A 16,198-nucleotide genomic window follows, 5' to 3' on the forward strand; every position below is an offset into this window, starting at 1 on the left:
AACCCAATCAGGTTCCTTCTATTTTTATCGTTAAGCCCTTTACAATTTATTTTGTTTTTAACACAAATATTATCTATTTTTGTTTAATTATTTACTCATAATAATAAACAAAATGAAACCTGTTATTGCAACCATTACAAACGAAGCTTTATCCGAAAGTCAAATCGATCGCATTATTGAAATGGCATGGGAAGATCGTACACCTTTTGATGCCATTACCTTCCAATTCGGACTAGCGGAAGCCGAGGTAAAAGCATTAATGAAAAAAGAACTCAAGTTTAGTAGTTACAAACTGTGGCGCACCCGTGTAGAAAATTGCAAAACCAAACACAGCGCCAAACGCAATGCAGCAATCGACCGATTCAAATGCACACGACAACGCAGCATCTCCAACAATAAAATTGCTAAAAGGTAAGTTATGGAAACCAAAAAACCAGATAATGTAGTGTATTCTGAAAAAGAAGGCTACAACGCAAGCCTAATGCGCTACGGAACCAATGTAGGCGCACCCGTAATTCAAATTGATGATGTAGTCGCTTTCAAAAGCAGAGGCATTAGAAATGTCAATAAAGAATTTGAAAACAAGTTCAACGAACTCAAACAACAGTACGAAAGCCTAATGAAAGAGTTCGAATACAATGAATTGGTCTACAGTGCTAAATTCTCTTTTGAACCAGTCATTGGGGAGCTATACCACCTCTACCGTGGAGCTGATGGCCTCAACTTTCTATCATTAATTTCACCCACAGAATGTAACAGAGAACACCTGGGCACTTTCCGTCTCAACAGTGATAAAAAATGGATCTTTATCGAATAAAAGCACTAATTAAGTAGCGCTATTCTCCACCTCCATGTCATGCTGAACTTGTTTCAGCATCTCTCTCTTTTGTCATGCTGAACTTGTTTCAGCATCTCTCTCTTTTGTCATGCTGAACTCGTTTCAGCATCTCATTTCACACTCTCTTTAGAACCTGACCCGAGCTTGCGAATTGACGAAGTAAGTAAGTTCAGGTTGACAATCCGTGCGTATAATTTGTTTTCTCTGTCATGCTGAACTCGTTTCAGCATCTCCTCTCCTTTTGTCATTCCGAACTCGTTTCAGCATCTCTCTTTTGTCATGCTGAACTCGTTTCAGCATCTCGTTTCAGCATCTCATTGCTAATTAAATAACCGCAAAATAAATTATGTAAATACGTACTCATTTACTTGCAACAACTTTTATCAATTATCAATAACACATCACACTTTTCGATAGATGGGTTGTTTTGTTATTTTCTATTTTTATGAAACTATAAGTACGATGGAACTAGACATAACTAACGTAGCAAGAATGTGAACGAAATATGTATAGTGAATACGCTAAAACGACTGTAGTTTTATTCCATACTATCATAAAAAAAGGTATGCATTCGATTGTAATTTGAATGTATTGTCATCTTAAAAAGTATATAATTTATGAAAACCTATTTTTTTTATTTTTCTACACTAATATTTATAATTTGGGTTTTAAATTTAATTAAAGATTTTCGTCAAAAAAAGATTCAAAAAGTAAGTGATTTATACATCAGTTTTATTTGTCTTTTAATTGCCTTTTTAATTTTTTATTTAATATATAAAAATATTTAATAATTTAGTTTTTTTCATTTTTAATATAAATATATGAACAATATTGCAAAGATAATTGTGTACCTATTAATTATACTATTTTTAGTTTTTGAATTAACAAAACCTTTAAAAATAGAAGAATCAACAAAAAAAATTATAATAAAAGGTGTTTATTTACTTTTAATTATAAAATTAATTTCTGATATAATTACTCATATTAAATTGTTATAGTTGTAAATAGTTGTTAAGCTCAATCTGACGTTGACAAAATATTAAAAAGGAGTTTACTCAAATTATTATGTCTTTGGAATTAATGTTACTGGAGAACCAGATCCTGTTCAAAATGCAAATGGAGGTAATCTTTCAGTTCCATGTGATCAAGTGTCTTATCCTTAAATAAATAATAAAGGGTTATTTTATACAACCCTATAATAAAAAATATTACTATGAAACTAAAATTATATTTATTTGTATCTTTTTTCTTTATTAATTGCGCATTTTGTCAAGAATTTGTAGTTATAGATAATGAAACATTAGATTTTATTGAAGATGTTAGATACGAACTTTTTTACAACAAAAAAATAGTTTACGCAGATTACTGTAATAATGAAAGCAAAACTATATTGCCTATAAATATTATTTTTGATACAATTGTTTTAAGAAAATTAAACTACGAAGAAAAAAAAATAAGTATAGACAAAATATCTAATATAATTTTAATGAACGAAAAAATTGAAATTTTAAATGAAATAGTCTTAACTAATATTAATAACGAAATTATACTTGGAGAAAAAAATAAATTTGTTAGAAGAAGAAGTAACGGCTTATCTAAAGATAATTTATATGGTTTAGTATTTGAAAATAAAACAAATAAGGATTTAGAAATTAATAAAATTGAATTTTTTGTTGAAAAAATAAAACATAAAACAGCTTATCGAATAGAAATATACGAGTTCGAAGAACCACCAATAAAAATTGGTATTCAAGAAGCTAAACTAGGAAATTTAATAACCTCTACTGATACTTTATACCTACGCCCAAATCAAAAAAATAAAATTGAATATATTTTTGATGAAAAAATAATTTTAAAAAAACAACCAATATTTGTTTTTATTGAGTTAATCTGCCATTTAGATGAAAACAACAAAAGTTTTGAGCCAAATTTTAAAGAGGTTAGCAAAATTAAATTCTGTCTTTCTAATAATTCTAATTATTTTGCAAAACTTATAGATGCAAATACTTCAATATTATCAGAAAATATGATAAATATTAATGCATGGCTTAATAATGATTATTTTAATACTTTCTTTTCAAAACCTCATAAAAGTAGTATTGTAACTCCTGTGGTTTTGCTATATACAAGAAAGTTAGATTAGAAAAAAAATTAAGTTACATTGAAAAAAAAAATCACTAAAGACATCTTGTAACAGCAGTTTCACAAAATGGCGGGTTCATTGCTAATTTGAAGTTCTGTCTTTAAAATTAAATAGTGCTAACAGATAGTAAAATGCGTCAAAGTCAGCCACTTATTCAAAATCCGCAAGTTGAACATAAGATTGATAAGCAATCCGAAGTCTTGTCATGCTAAACTAGTTTTCAGCATCTCCTCTCTTATGTCATGCTGAACTCGTTTCAGCATCTCCTCACCTTTTGTCATGCTGAACTCGTTTCAGCATCTCTCTCTTTTGTCATGCTGAACTCGTTTCAGCATCTCATTTCACACTCTCTTTAGAACCTGACCCGAGCTTGCGAATTGACGAAGTAAACAAGTTCAGGTTGACAAACGTTGTGTTTTTCCATTTCATGCGAAACTCTTATCCTTCCTGTCATAGTACAAGCTTCGATTAGAATTATTTGTTCAACTGATATATTTTTTCTAAAAAGAGTACCTTCTCCTCTTCAGTCCAAATAGAAGTATATACCAGAAGATTTAAAAAATTAGTACCCACTGAACCAAACAAAAACACATTGTCAAGTTTTTCATCCGTATATTTCCAAATGACATATTCCTGTTTGGCACTTTCTTTAATCCATGCTGTTTTAAATTTATTTTCTTTTCTGTATTCGGAATCCCAGACATAAAACAATTTTACATTTTCAAAATCCGTGACATTGCTTTTAAAAAAAGGATAGGCTTTTTTAGGATTTTGAGCAATGGCAATAACTACTCCGTCTTTATTCTTCAAATACGTCTGACCACTAACATCCATCGTATTCAATTGTTCCCAAACACCCGGAATCTTAACTTCACCTGAATTGGTTTTTACCGTTGAGAAATTTGCCTCCTGAGAAAAAATAACATTTGGCAAGAAAAAAAATAGAACTAATAACAACCGTAATCTATTCATAATTTTGTTTTTATAATTTTTATACAATACATCGAAAGGAATCAAATATAGGGTAGTTTTTAATAAAAACAGCTACTAATGCCTCCAAAACAGCACAATTTATAGCAAAACTTCACTAACAACCTTTGCAATTAGTTCCGCGTTGTTTTTACAATTCGACTTCTTTAGAATATTTTTCCGATGACTGTCAACGGTGTGCTTACTAATAAATAATAGTAATGCAATTTCACTACTTGTTTTTCCACTCAGAATTAATTTCAAGATTTCTTTTTCTCTAGCGGTAAATGATATAGAATCTGAAGTAATGGTAACAATATCATTTACAAGAACATTATGATAGGAAGGTTCTCCTGCTAATCCAATAAATGAAAGACCTGAGGGATGATTGTTAGTTTTTAAATTAGTAATATCTGTTTGAATTCCTATAACTCGAATTACCGCACCTTGATCATCCGTTTGAATTGTAACAGTTTGCATTAAAATCCATTTGTAATCACCTGAAGTAGTCTTCATTCGATAATCATAACTAACTTTATATTTTAGTACTTGGTCAGGTGTTAGACGACTAAAAAATTCAGCAACCTTTTGTTCATGAGCTAAAAACCGATTTTGGTCGTCGGGATGCATATTTTCAAAAACATATTGAGGTGTAAAATCATCCGGTTTTTCTACTTTCATTATGTTTACAACATTTTCACTTACATATTCAAAACTTGCAGTTGCAGGATTAAAAATATAATAATAGTAATCCCCAACTTGAAAAATATCTAATAACTTCTTATGGATCTCTAACTCAAACTTTATATCCATTTCTTTTTCTTGATAACGAGCAATCTCATACCAAGTCTTCTTCATGTCATCAAATTGTAGCTTTTCCATAGCGAGGAGGGATTAAAAATCACTATAAATAGGGATTTTATGTTGTTCTCAAAAATAATAAATTTGTTTGTAAAATGAAATAAATGAAAAAAATAATAACTTTTTTCTTACTTATTTTGTGCAACATCCACTATGCACAAGAACTCAAAGTGGATAGTTTAACCACTTTAATTAATAATACAAATCTACCTCTTGAAAAAGCAAAACTTCTCATAAAACGTAGTAAAGCCTATTCTTCAATAGAAATCCAAAAACCAAAAAATGATGCTCTTGAAGCCTTGCAACTCGCAAAAAAGGCAAACGATACCAAATTACAAATAGAAATACTTAATCAACTTTCGGGTATATTTTCAAGAGAAGACAACTATGCAGAAGCTTTAAAGCTTGACGAACAAGCGTTAACACTTTCTAATACAACTAATGATGCTGTTGGAAAAGTTAGAAGTTACAAAAATATGGGACGCAATTTAAAAACCATGGGGAAAATTAAAGAGGCAATTCAAAAAACTTCCTTGGCCAAACAAATTGCTATTCAAGAAAATATTCCTCAAGAACTCGCCACTATTAATAATGCATTAGGAATTTTATATCGTGTTGATGGCCAATTTAATGCTTCATTAGAAGTACTAAATGAAGCATTGTCACAAGTTGATAAAAATAAAAAAATAGAAGCTTTAATTTACATGAATAAAGGCAATACCCTAAGCGAACTAGTGCGATTAGAAGAAGCTGCAACCTCTTACTTTTCAGGATTAAAAATTAGTGAGTCAATAAATGATCTTAGAAGTATGACACAATTTTACAACAACTTAAGCACATTATTTAAAAAATCTAAACAATATGAAAAAGCAATTTCTTACAGTAAAAAATCATTAGCAATATCTGAATCGTATAATACTAAATATGCTATGGGAATTGGATACGATAACATAGCTACTCTATATGATTTAACCCATAAAAATGATTCCGTTATTTGGTATCGAAAAAAAGCAATTGTGCTTTTTGAAACCATTAAAGACCAAAATAATATTGCCCGGTGCTATCATAATTTAGGCCATTACTATTTGCTGCAAAATAAATTCAAAGAAGCTCAAAAATATTTATCTATTGCTTTATCAAAACGTTTATTGTTGAAAAATAAATTTGACATTGGTGCAACACAAACTAGTTTAGCAATAGTAGCAGACAAAGAACATCGTTATGACGAAGCCGAAAAACTATTATTTGCAGCACAAAAAAACCTAAAGAATGAAAAAACTGATAATAAAAAGTTTTTTTTAAATGCCTTAGCAGAACATTACAAACTAAAGGGGGACATAAAAAATGCACTTCAACAAAAAGAAGCAGCAATGGCACTTCAAGATTCACTACTACAAAATAGTGAAATTATAAAAGTAATGGAAACTGCCCACAAATATGAATTGGAGAAAAAAGAAATACAACTTCAAAGTGCAAAAAATTTCAATAAAAAATACAATAAAAACCGTTTCATCTTTACAATATCTTTAATTTTTGTATTTATAATTGCTTTGTATTCTTTTATTCGATGGAAAAATGAAGACCGAAAGAAAAAAGCACTACTCAAAGAAAAACAACTAATAGAAAAAAAACATGATGCCATCAACGAAGCTTTAAAAGAAGTTGAAAAAAAAGTTATAATTGACCATATTGCACTGAAAAACAAAACAAAAATTTATTTAAATGATTTACTCTACATACACTCTGAAGACCATTATTTAGAATTGGTAACTCTTTCTAAAAAAGAACTCATTAGAGCAAGTATAAAAACAATATTAGAACAATTACCACCCAATTTCATTCGCTGTCATAAATCGTATGTAGTGAATAAAAATTTTATCAAACAAAACACAAGTAAAGAATATATATTATCTAATGGAGCCATCATTCCCAAATCTAGAACTTATATAAATTAAGAACAATTGAGCAATCAAACAGTAATTCTACTACCGTTTACGTTCTTTTTTATGTTGTTCACGACATTTTTTTTTTAATAACCTTAAAATATCTCAATTTTGATTACACTTTATAAAATTTATAAATAATGTGTGTTGTATAGTACAAATTTGTATAATTAAATGATTAATTTTCTTATGAAATCAACAATCTATTTTTTAATTCTTATTGTAAGCGTAGTTTTTTTCTCTTGTGCTAATGATGAAAATGAAACAAACCAAATTAACCAAAATGGCGGCATTATTTCACGTTATCAATGTGTCACAATTGATGTTGGAACCATCCAATTATCAAATGAAACATATATAGGTACATTAAATAACCAACCCATTGAATTGTCTAAAGTCGATGAAAATAAACTCGTCTTTTATGTAGATGAAACGACAACCTTAGGTAAATCTCAACTTATCATTTCTGAACTAAATAATGCTAAAATAAATTATGAAGTTGTAGATGTAATCTTAACTCAAACAAGTGAAGCAACACTACAACCATTAATTGACTTTCAGGAACAATATGGTAGTGCATTAACAACCTCAACTGAAGATGCGCCGTTTCTACAAAATCATAATGCAATAACAACGTATTATGCTAATTTATCCGATGTTGAAAAGATAGAAGCAGCTAAGTTTTATAAAGCAAACAAAGCCATAATTGACGCCGTATACAATACAAATTATGATGCCATTCAAGGTAGAAACTTACAACAAACACAAACTGATTTTGATTTTGCTCTTTATCGTGCTTTGGTTTTTAAACATTCGTTAGCAATTGTAACAACTATAATAGCAGGTAAAGTGGCTGTTACCCCTCCATATGAACCAACTAAAACTATAATTGCTTCAAGTATAGCCTTAGCTGGAATTTATAAATCCAGACAATTTCATGGACAAGTAATTGAAGATGTTTATAAAGTCGTCGGTATTAAATTAGATAACGTATTAGGTTTCAATAATCGAAACGTTTCTTCTACAAATGCGCCGCTTTCTCTTACAAACAATGAAACAATAACGATTCCTTTTGAAGTTAATGCACGCAATTTAAATAATGCAGACAGCAATACACAAAAAGAGTTTGTTAGTACTTTTTTTAAAGCGAGAAACCGATTAAATATTTTTATATCAAAAATAAATAGTACGATTGTATGGATAAACAATAATGTTCCTCTTCTAAATCTAGTTACTACTGAATCGGTTAACATACCTAATACTACTACAGTCAATTCATTTGAGGCCAACTCTCAAATCATGCAACGCTTTTCGTTTTCTGTTAACCATCCCAATCTGCAATTAGAAAATGCAACTTTATCAAACACGGGACTGCTTAATTTGAAAATTAAATTTATTGGTAACCCCTCATTTACATCTATAAACAGTTCTTTAAACTATACTTATTCTGACGATTTTAGTAGTTTTTCTGGAAGTTTTCCAATAGTCGTAACCGCGGCGTCTGCATGTGGTAACAGTACCGATATAGATGGTAATGTTTATGAATCCGTAACTATTGGAACGCAATGTTGGATGAAAAGTAACTTAAATGTAAGTCGCTATAGAAATGGAGATGTAATACCACAAGTTACAGACCCAGCAGCTTGGAATCAATTAACAACTGGAGCTTGGTGCTACTATGAAAATAATACAGCAAACGGAACGGTTTATGGTAAAATATACAATTGGTATGCCGTTAACGATCCTCGTGGACTAGCTCCAGAAGGCTATCACATTCCTAGTGATGCGGAATGGACGGTATTGATTAATTTTTTAGGTGGCGAAAATTTAGCAGGTGGTAAAATGAAAACTACTACTGGATGGAATGCTCCAAATACAGGTGCAACTAATAATAGTAATTTTACAGGACTTCCTGGTGGTTATCGCCCAAACCATGGAGGATATATTAATATTGGAGCGGAAGGATATTGGTGGAGTGCATCAAGTTCAATAGCTAATGAAGCATGGTGTCGAAGTTTAACATATGATATTGAAGGGGTTTGGAGATTCGATATCGACAAAGTAACAGGTTTTTCGGTCCGCTGCATAAAAAATTAATCTATTAACTATCAAATTATGAAATCAACAGTTAAATTAGTAGTACTACTTGCCTTCATTTTAGGATGTAGTTCAATGAATGCACAAGATTTTTATAGCATTGGTTTTAAAACAGATACTTTGACTATTAGTAAAAGTAGTCAAATTGATGTCTTAAGTTCAATAAATATTGAAAGCAATGTTCCTGATTCAGATAAATATAAAAACTATAACTACACAGTATCCATTGTAAACGATGAAACCACTCTTGCTATAAGTGATTATAAACTAATTGATTTCTCTAAAAAAAATTTCCAAAAAAATGGTGCTGAAAAAGTATACTTTCTTCTCAACAAGGATACTCTTAATGATAGGGAACGAAAAATAGTATTAGAAATTAAAATCTTTGACGGTGATAAAGAAGTAACATCAAACAATAAAGCAAAAAATAAAAAAATAACGTTAACAATTAAAGAACATAAAGCTATTGAAAATCATATTTCTGAATACTCATATCTTTCCTATGTAGGAACAAACTTTGATTTAGTAGACGGCATCAAGGCACAAAATTTATTTTTTGCAACAAACATATATTTGCCAAACAGATTAAATAAAAACAAAATTGGATTTTATTTGAGTCTTTATGGAAATAGAGCAATGAGTGATATAGACTCAACGGGTAATGTAAGACGCTCTTATAAATTGGAAAAATTAACCGATAGTACCTATATCAATTATACCGCACAATCAAAAATGATTACAAATAGAGTCTCTGATAATATAGGGGCACATATTAGCGTATTGTTTCCGATTTTTGAAAGCAAAGAAAGCGCTGATCTAAAACTTTTTTATGCACCATCTTTAGAATTTATTTGGAGAAGAACAAATTTAACACAAGAATTTAGTGAGCCTACAAATCTAGAATCTAATACAGTGGTAGGTTTTATCCCTGGGACTATTGAAATAGGTGCCAGTTCGAGAAGACAATTCAACGAATATTCATTTAATGCTGGAATTCTTGGGCTTTTTTTAACGCTAGAAAATGCTGATGTAAGCGTTAGAATTCAAAGCTCTGTTGGCTATTCTTCAAATTTTTATCCTAGAACTTCTTCAAATTCTTCTTTAATCACTACTGACAGAAGTCATGATATATTTTTTGCGGGTAGAGCTTGGATTACAGAACCTAGAACTGGATTAACCTTACAAGCAGAAATAACCAATACAGGAATTAACCCAAGACCTTTCTTTGGTGTTACGCTATCAAAAGCATTCAATCTAAAAGAATTAAGTGGTATCTTTTCACCTTTAACAACCAGAACGAAATGAGTAAAATAAAGGTACTTCAACTACTCTGTATGGGATTAATATTGAACAATATCTCCTTATCACAAACCCACTCCATAACAGAAATCCTGCAAAAAACACTACAACAAGAAAATGAAATGCGCAATAGAGTTTATACTGAAATTGATACCGCTGGAAACGAAATAGGCCTATTCAAAATGGATATCGACAGCTTGGTCACAACTGAAGCATTTATCATTAAAAATGATACTCTATATTATACAACAAAACAGCATTTTGAAATTGAAAAAGGCTACTATTTAGAACAACAAAAAGTAGCATTGAAAGACATTATCTTAATCTCTAAAGACATTGGTATCTTCTTTGAAACCAAACCCGATAAAATATGCATAACACGATACGAATACTATGATGATGGAAATTCTAATCAATACACTAGTACTACCGATTTGTTTAGAACATATTTTATTTCTCTTAAAGAAAACGACTATTTAGCAACAGCAATTATTAAAGCATTCAAAGAAGCCGGATATACCATTAAAAAAGGGCATTGGTTTGATTAACTTATAAACGTACTATTATGAAAATACTTAATTTTAAATCCCTCTTTTTTCTAATCATACTATTGGTAGGAAACAATGTTTTTGGTCAAGCATATTTAGACAAAACACTTTTTGACATCGAACTCTATTTTACAATGGAAAACAGCAACTTCAAAAGAGAAAATATGCCAAATGGTGAAATTAATATAGTGCAATATTCTTATGATGAAAACAATGTGTTAAAAGGCTTTAGAGAATTAAAATTAGCAAAAGATTCTGACCAGTTCAGATGCTATAAAGAAAATACTTTTTTGCCCTATAGTGAACAATTTGCAGCTACTTTAATTGCAGAAATAAACCAATTAGGCTACACAAAGACCAACTATTTAACTGATAGAGCCCAAGATGTATATCTATCGAATGATAGCGAGAACCATCCGATTAAACACTATATTAGTATTTCAACAATAGATTTAGGTGAGGCTGACTATTGGATTGTGGTAGAATACTTTTTAAAAACAAATGAATTAATAAGTAAATAAACTATAAAAAATATGGAACATCGCTTTGAAGACCAAAATTATCGTCTGACGCATTTCCAAAAAGAGGTGGCAATTGTTTGCCCTAAATGCCAAAAAAAAGCAATAACAAATGTAAATTACGAAAATAAGAAAGCCAAACTCACTTGCTCATATTGTGGTTACCATGAAATAAAAAACACATTGATGATGCATTTAGGACACACCGCACATTTTGAAGCACCAGCATGCGACTATTTTGATGTGGAACTTTGGTACTATGCCTCTTTTAAAAACGATATCTTTTTTGCCTACAACGAAGCTCATCTGCTCTATTTAGAACAATATATAGGAGCCAAACTGCGCGAACACAAAGACCGCTCACATTTTACACTCTTGGAAAAACTACCAAAGTTATATCACGAGGCCAAAAACCGTGAACCGCTTTTAAAACTAATTGATAAATTGAAAAAAAAATGAAACGTTAATATCGTTATTTCCAATTATTAATATTTAGTAGTACTTATAAAGCCGTTAGCTATTAGGGCATACTAATAAGTGTAGTGATAATTTCTATAAGCAAAGTACTCTAGAACTTTTGATTCTTTTCTAATTGTTTTGTATTACCCTAAAGCTTCATAACCTTCTTTGATATTCAGCATCTCCTCTCACTGTTGTCATGCTGAACTCGTTTCAGCATCTCTTCTCCTTCTTGTCATGCTGAACTCGTTTCAGCATCTCTCTTTTGTCATTCCGAACTCGTTTCGGAATCTCTCCTCATTCCTGTCATGCTGAACTCGTTTCAGCATCTCCTCTCCTTTTGTCATCCCGAACTCGTTTCAGCATCTCCTCTCCTTTTGTTATTCCGAACTTATCTCAGCATCTCCTCTCACTGTTGTCATACTGAACTCGTTTCAGCATCTCTCCTCTTTCCTGTCATGCTGAACTTGTTTCAGCATCTCCTCTCCTTTTGTCATCCCGAACTCGTTTCAGCATCTCTCTCTTTTGTCATTCCGAACTCGTTTCGGAATCTCTCCTCATTCCTGTCATGCTGAACTCGTTTCAGCATCTCCTCTCCATAAATTTTCCCAATTAGGGTTATGCTCCTCTATCAAATTAATTTTCCATTGTCTATGCCAATTTTTCAACTGTTTTTCTCGCGCAATGGCATCGTCGATGAATTGAAATTCTTCAAAATAGACTAACATTTTTAATTTGTATTTAGCCGTAAACTTTGAACCTTCACCATTGACATGACGTTCCATTCTATCATCAATTCCACCAGTAACACCAATGTATAAAGTACCGTTAGGTTTGTTGGTTAGAATATACACCCAGTAATTATGGTAAGCTCTATTTGCCATAGCTATTCGTTTTTATTTAGAACCTGACCCGAGCTTGCGAATTGACGAAGTAAACAAGTTCAGGTTGACAAGCAATACTCCCAGACTTCTATGTCATGCTGAACTCGTTTCAGCATCTCTTCTACTTTTGTCATTCCGAACTCGTTTCGGAATCTCACCTCAATCCTGTCATTCCGAACTCGTTTCAGTATCTCATTTCACACTCTCACTAGAACCTGACCCGAGCTTGCGAATTGACGAAGTAAACAAGTTCAGGTTGACAAGTAGTACTACCGGACTTCTCTGTCATGCTGAACTCGTTTCAGCATCTCTTAACCATCTCATTACAAACTAAACGAACACGAAAGGATAAGCTCCGCTGAACTTTGTTTTGCGCACGAGAAGGGGAAAAATTTCCCGATTAGTCCTTTCCTATCTTCAAAGAATTTGCTGTAATTGAAATAAAATCAGCTGTCTCAAATGATACGTTTACAGTAGGACAACAATCTGCATCATCTTCATCATATGCTAAAAATACTAAAGTATAATTTCCCTTATCATTTTTAACAATACTTATTTCATTTCTTCCAGGTTCAGAAGAGAATTCATAATTTTTAAACCCTTTGGAATGCATTTGAGACACAAGATAATCCACATCTTTTTTTGCTAATAATTTTAATCCGTTACCCAAGTCTATGACGTCATTATCTTTTAAAAGAAGTTTTTGATAGTGATCTGATATTGTATTTTGACCAGGTGACCAATAGAATCCAATTATATTTTCATTAAAACTAATATCTTTTAATTGTCTATGATGTAAATCTGTATATAAATCATACAAATTCAATGTATAATCTTTTTTATTTCGATAAAGACTATCAACTAAGGCAAGCTGTTTTTTAAATGTTGTAACAGAATTATTTGATAAATAAATAGTATCATTTAATTGTTCAATCTTCCAATTACAATTATCGGTTTGAATAGTAGCAATTTTTTCAATTGTACTATCAGAAATGTTAGTTAGCTCCTTAGAATATTCTTTTTTAAGGCTTTTAGCTACATCTTCTATCAATAATTTTTTGTAAAAAGTAAGTTGCTCCGCTTCTGATTTTTTAGCATTTTCTGTGTTTTCTTTTTTACAAGATAAAGTAGATAAAGCTAATAAGCTAAAAAGAATGATTTTTTTCATTTGTTTGATTTTTCAAAGTTTATATTTTAATTATAGATATTATACATCTTATAGTGAGCTAAATTGCTATATTATTTTTTTGTGATACTGAACGTATCTCCTTACTAACCAAACGAACGCAAAGGATTCGAATACGAGCGGGGTTTTACTACTTCTTTTTGTAAGAAAAACTAATCCCGAATACAACGAACCGACAAACCTGTCCCTTTATCAAAACCAATGCTGTACCATCCAATATCATCACCAGTTGATAATAGATAATATTGCCATGCATAAAAGGGCTCAAGATGTGTTGTAGTCCACCAATGACCATATCGTGTAATTGGAGTAAAATACCCAGAATGATGACGCATACCGCCTGGAAGACCACAAAAACCCACTTCATTAGTGCCGTTTCCTTCATTAGGCCAACCTTTTTCGCATTTTAACTTTCTTCCCGCTAATGGTTGACCTCCCAAAAATTCTACTAAACTTGCCCACTCGTCTTTGCTGGGGATGTGAAAACCTTCAGGAGCAAGGCCCCGTTGATCAGTAACCGCAAACCAATTATACAATTTACCATATTTTTCACCATTGCTAGCATCACTATACAGATAACACCAAGCGGGTTGATTTTCAAGATAGGCTTTTTTCCAAGCAGCATCACTTTGTGCTTCGGGAATAACATCACCATTTCTAAACGTTACTACCTCTAAATTTTTGGTTGTCCAATGTTGATTTCCTATTTGTACAGTTTCAACCTGTTGAGCGTAGATTTGAAAATTAAGCCCAATTGATGAGAAGAGTAAAAGATAAATCAATTGATCATTGATTTTTTTGTATATCGTTTTGTTTTGATGCTGCATTAATTCTTGTTTATTCATTACTACCATATCATATTTTGAAAGTTCATAAAAAGATTAGTTTTACTACTGTTTAACCAACATATATTGCTTATAATTTTTATTATCAACTATTTTCTACAATATTCATCTCTTCCTCACGCAACACATCTAATTTATAACCCATATAATATACTAATCATCATTAGGTTGAGATTTAGTTATATTGTTCAGGATTTAATCTTTTCATTTCCTTTTCCAATTCATATATGTTGTTTTCCCAAATTGATATATCTTCTTTTGCTACAGCAATTTGATTTTCCCTTTCACTTGCAGTTCTTAGAAATTTAAACTCCGTTACATTGACTAATTTCTTGTTAGCTTTTCTAAGTTCTTCGTGCGCAATATTCAATTCGTTGACGATTTCATCGATTCTCTTCTTTCTTGCTTTTTCTCGTTCTCTCTCGATGCGTTCTTGTTCTAATCGTTCTTTTTCCGCAATTATTTCTTTTTGTTTGGAAATCTCTTCGTTTTGAATTTTTAACTGCTCGTTATAAATTTCGGTTTCTTTATTTTCTCTTTCAATCTCATCTTTTTGAAAGCTTTGCATCATTTTGAATGTTAATGAAAGTAGCAAAACAAGTATTCCAACAGATATAAAAAATGTTTTTTTTCTAAGTCCAAATATCTTGTCTTCCTGTTCAACTTCAATTTCAGAAAGTACTTTTTTTATGGGTGGTGGCGTTGAAATTGGTTTTATTGGAGGTGGAACTGAAATAAAAAGTGACTTTAATTCCTCTATTTCATCCGCATTTTTCCAATCGTCTAATCCTTCAAACCAAACTTTAGTAGTTCGTGTTATTTTTTTTGATTTTAATTCCTCTAAATTAAAAGGTCCTTGTTGTTCGTCGTCAATGAATAAGAAAAAGGTTTTCATCGTTATTTATATTTTTATTAAACTTCCTTTGGATTATTTTATACTTGCATTGATAACATCCCAACCTAAAGTACTAACATTGCTGTAAGCTTTCACCTTTAGTTTAAACTCTTGTTTGCTATTAGGTGGATAAAATTCATAAAGGGTATAATCTTCAGAACCAATTAGCGTGTTGGTCTTACTATAAAAATTCACTCTAACAGTTACATCTTTATAGGTGGTTACCGTTGCAGTATTAGTAATAACGCCGTTGATTTTTACTTTATCACCTATAAAATTACTAGTGTAAGTTCCATCTGCTTGTAAATAGTTCAATGGACTGGCTGCTTCAATTTCTTGAATAGTCATGACACTTTCTTGATAAGTTGATGTTGAAGATTTTTTTGAATCTAAAATATTGACAACAAGCGATAATAGAATTAAAATTAAAAAAACAATCCCAATAATTTTAAAGATTTTATATAACGAAGAATGCGTTTTTATATTAACAGTTACGTCTTGTTTTTTATTTTTAGTTGTGGTCTTTTTTATTGGCGGTGGCAAAACTGGAAACAGCATTTTCAATTCTTCTACAGTTCCAGCTTCTCTCCAATCTTCCATGCCTTCACACCATACTTGCGTAGTACGCGTAATATTTTTTTGTTTTAATTCTTCAATAGAGAATGGTCCAATAGTGTCTGTACCATCATGTAAGTAATATTTATTCATTTTTT

The 16,198-nt window shown here is 31.1% G+C and carries 16 protein-coding genes; 9 read left to right on the forward strand and 7 right to left on the reverse strand.

Features of this window, described 5'->3' with window-relative positions; translation table 11 throughout:
• The first annotated feature begins 112 nt into the window (after positions 1–112).
• From OLM52_RS04270 to OLM52_RS04280, 3 genes are all read left to right on the forward strand, one after another.
• Complete coding sequence (locus OLM52_RS04270) at positions 113–415, forward strand: TIGR03643 family protein (RefSeq protein WP_264549904.1); 303 nt, start codon at positions 113–115, stop codon at positions 413–415.
• Between the two features lie 3 nt (positions 416–418).
• Positions 419–817, forward strand: a complete 399-nt coding sequence (locus tag OLM52_RS04275; RefSeq protein ID WP_264549905.1) for a DUF2452 domain-containing protein — start codon at positions 419–421, stop codon at positions 815–817.
• Between the two features lie 1,234 nt (positions 818–2,051).
• Entirely contained in the window at positions 2,052–2,981 is a 930-nt protein-coding gene (locus tag OLM52_RS04280; RefSeq protein WP_264549906.1) for a hypothetical protein, read from the forward strand.
• A 474-nt stretch (positions 2,982–3,455) separates the two neighbouring features.
• Here OLM52_RS04280 and OLM52_RS04285 read toward each other — a convergent pair whose 3' ends face one another.
• Positions 3,456–3,953 carry a hypothetical protein gene (locus tag OLM52_RS04285; RefSeq protein ID WP_264549907.1) on the reverse strand — a complete coding sequence of 166 codons (498 nt, stop codon included), beginning with the start codon at positions 3,951–3,953 and terminating at the stop codon, positions 3,456–3,458.
• Between the two features lie 99 nt (positions 3,954–4,052).
• Positions 4,053–4,832 (reverse strand): LuxR C-terminal-related transcriptional regulator, encoded by a 780-nt coding sequence (locus tag OLM52_RS04290; protein ID WP_264549908.1) that lies wholly within the window; start codon positions 4,830–4,832, stop codon positions 4,053–4,055.
• 83 nt (positions 4,833–4,915) lie between these two features.
• On the opposite strand from OLM52_RS04290, the gene OLM52_RS04295 reads away from it, so the two are divergent.
• The 6 genes from OLM52_RS04295 (at position 4,916) to OLM52_RS04320 (ending at position 11,675) form a co-directional block, all read left to right on the forward strand.
• Entirely contained in the window at positions 4,916–6,766 is a 1,851-nt protein-coding gene (locus OLM52_RS04295; RefSeq protein WP_264549909.1) for a LytTR family transcriptional regulator, read from the forward strand.
• A gap of 177 nt (positions 6,767–6,943) precedes the next feature.
• Positions 6,944–8,851, forward strand: coding sequence for a fibrobacter succinogenes major paralogous domain-containing protein (locus OLM52_RS04300; protein ID WP_264549910.1), 1,908 nt, complete (start codon positions 6,944–6,946; stop codon positions 8,849–8,851).
• An 18-nt stretch (positions 8,852–8,869) separates the two neighbouring features.
• Positions 8,870–10,156, forward strand: a complete 1,287-nt coding sequence (locus OLM52_RS04305; protein WP_264549911.1) for a hypothetical protein — start codon at positions 8,870–8,872, stop codon at positions 10,154–10,156.
• The gene (locus OLM52_RS04310; protein ID WP_264549912.1) at positions 10,153–10,698 is read left to right on the forward strand and encodes a hypothetical protein; all 546 of its coding nucleotides are present in this window, start codon (positions 10,153–10,155) and stop codon (positions 10,696–10,698) included. Before OLM52_RS04305 ends, OLM52_RS04310 begins: the two co-directional genes overlap by 4 nt.
• 17 nt (positions 10,699–10,715) lie before the next feature.
• On the forward strand, positions 10,716–11,219 hold the full coding sequence (locus OLM52_RS04315; protein WP_264549913.1) for a hypothetical protein: 504 nt from the start codon (positions 10,716–10,718) through the stop codon (positions 11,217–11,219).
• A 12-nt stretch (positions 11,220–11,231) separates the two neighbouring features.
• Positions 11,232–11,675 (forward strand): hypothetical protein, encoded by a 444-nt coding sequence (locus tag OLM52_RS04320; RefSeq protein ID WP_264549914.1) that lies wholly within the window; start codon positions 11,232–11,234, stop codon positions 11,673–11,675.
• 566 nt (positions 11,676–12,241) lie between these two features.
• Here the strand turns inward: OLM52_RS04320 and OLM52_RS04325 are convergent.
• The 5 genes from OLM52_RS04325 to OLM52_RS04345 all read right to left on the reverse strand — a co-directional run bounded on the left by OLM52_RS04325 (position 12,242) and on the right by OLM52_RS04345 (position 16,193).
• Positions 12,242–12,559: a GIY-YIG nuclease family protein gene (locus OLM52_RS04325; protein ID WP_264549915.1), complete on the reverse strand. Its 318-nt coding sequence runs from the start codon at positions 12,557–12,559 to the stop codon at positions 12,242–12,244.
• Between the two features lie 400 nt (positions 12,560–12,959).
• The gene (locus tag OLM52_RS04330) at positions 12,960–13,727 is read right to left on the reverse strand and encodes a hypothetical protein (RefSeq protein WP_264549916.1); all 768 of its coding nucleotides are present in this window, start codon (positions 13,725–13,727) and stop codon (positions 12,960–12,962) included.
• 170 nt (positions 13,728–13,897) lie between these two features.
• Positions 13,898–14,599 carry a fibrobacter succinogenes major paralogous domain-containing protein gene (locus tag OLM52_RS04335; protein WP_264549917.1) on the reverse strand — a complete coding sequence of 234 codons (702 nt, stop codon included), beginning with the start codon at positions 14,597–14,599 and terminating at the stop codon, positions 13,898–13,900.
• A gap of 166 nt (positions 14,600–14,765) precedes the next feature.
• Positions 14,766–15,485, reverse strand: a complete 720-nt coding sequence (locus OLM52_RS04340) for a DUF4339 domain-containing protein (protein WP_264549918.1) — start codon at positions 15,483–15,485, stop codon at positions 14,766–14,768.
• 33 nt (positions 15,486–15,518) lie between these two features.
• The gene (locus tag OLM52_RS04345; RefSeq protein ID WP_264549919.1) at positions 15,519–16,193 is read right to left on the reverse strand and encodes a DUF4339 domain-containing protein; all 675 of its coding nucleotides are present in this window, start codon (positions 16,191–16,193) and stop codon (positions 15,519–15,521) included.
• Positions 16,194–16,198 lie beyond the last annotated feature (5 nt).

It is taken from the genome of Flavobacterium sp. N2820 (genome assembly GCF_025947285.1).
Classification (GTDB): domain Bacteria; phylum Bacteroidota; class Bacteroidia; order Flavobacteriales; family Flavobacteriaceae; genus Flavobacterium.

Coding starts and splice junctions, on each gene's coding strand:
- OLM52_RS04335 (WP_264549917.1), bottom strand. CDS start 14,599: ATGGTAGTAATGAATAAACAAGAATTAATGCAGCATCAAAACAAAACG.
- OLM52_RS04290 (WP_264549908.1), bottom strand. CDS start 4,832: ATGGAAAAGCTACAATTTGATGACATGAAGAAGACTTGGTATGAGATT.
- OLM52_RS04270 (WP_264549904.1), top strand. CDS start 113: ATGAAACCTGTTATTGCAACCATTACAAACGAAGCTTTATCCGAAAGT.
- OLM52_RS04345 (WP_264549919.1), bottom strand. CDS start 16,193: ATGAATAAATATTACTTACATGATGGTACAGACACTATTGGACCATTC.
- OLM52_RS04330 (WP_264549916.1), bottom strand. CDS start 13,727: ATGAAAAAAATCATTCTTTTTAGCTTATTAGCTTTATCTACTTTATCT.
- OLM52_RS04280 (WP_264549906.1), top strand. CDS start 2,052: ATGAAACTAAAATTATATTTATTTGTATCTTTTTTCTTTATTAATTGC.
- OLM52_RS04340 (WP_264549918.1), bottom strand. CDS start 15,485: ATGAAAACCTTTTTCTTATTCATTGACGACGAACAACAAGGACCTTTT.
- OLM52_RS04305 (WP_264549911.1), top strand. CDS start 8,870: ATGAAATCAACAGTTAAATTAGTAGTACTACTTGCCTTCATTTTAGGA.
- OLM52_RS04285 (WP_264549907.1), bottom strand. CDS start 3,953: ATGAATAGATTACGGTTGTTATTAGTTCTATTTTTTTTCTTGCCAAAT.
- OLM52_RS04310 (WP_264549912.1), top strand. CDS start 10,153: ATGAGTAAAATAAAGGTACTTCAACTACTCTGTATGGGATTAATATTG.
- OLM52_RS04315 (WP_264549913.1), top strand. CDS start 10,716: ATGAAAATACTTAATTTTAAATCCCTCTTTTTTCTAATCATACTATTG.
- OLM52_RS04300 (WP_264549910.1), top strand. CDS start 6,944: ATGAAATCAACAATCTATTTTTTAATTCTTATTGTAAGCGTAGTTTTT.
- OLM52_RS04275 (WP_264549905.1), top strand. CDS start 419: ATGGAAACCAAAAAACCAGATAATGTAGTGTATTCTGAAAAAGAAGGC.
- OLM52_RS04320 (WP_264549914.1), top strand. CDS start 11,232: ATGGAACATCGCTTTGAAGACCAAAATTATCGTCTGACGCATTTCCAA.
- OLM52_RS04325 (WP_264549915.1), bottom strand. CDS start 12,559: ATGGCAAATAGAGCTTACCATAATTACTGGGTGTATATTCTAACCAAC.
- OLM52_RS04295 (WP_264549909.1), top strand. CDS start 4,916: ATGAAAAAAATAATAACTTTTTTCTTACTTATTTTGTGCAACATCCAC.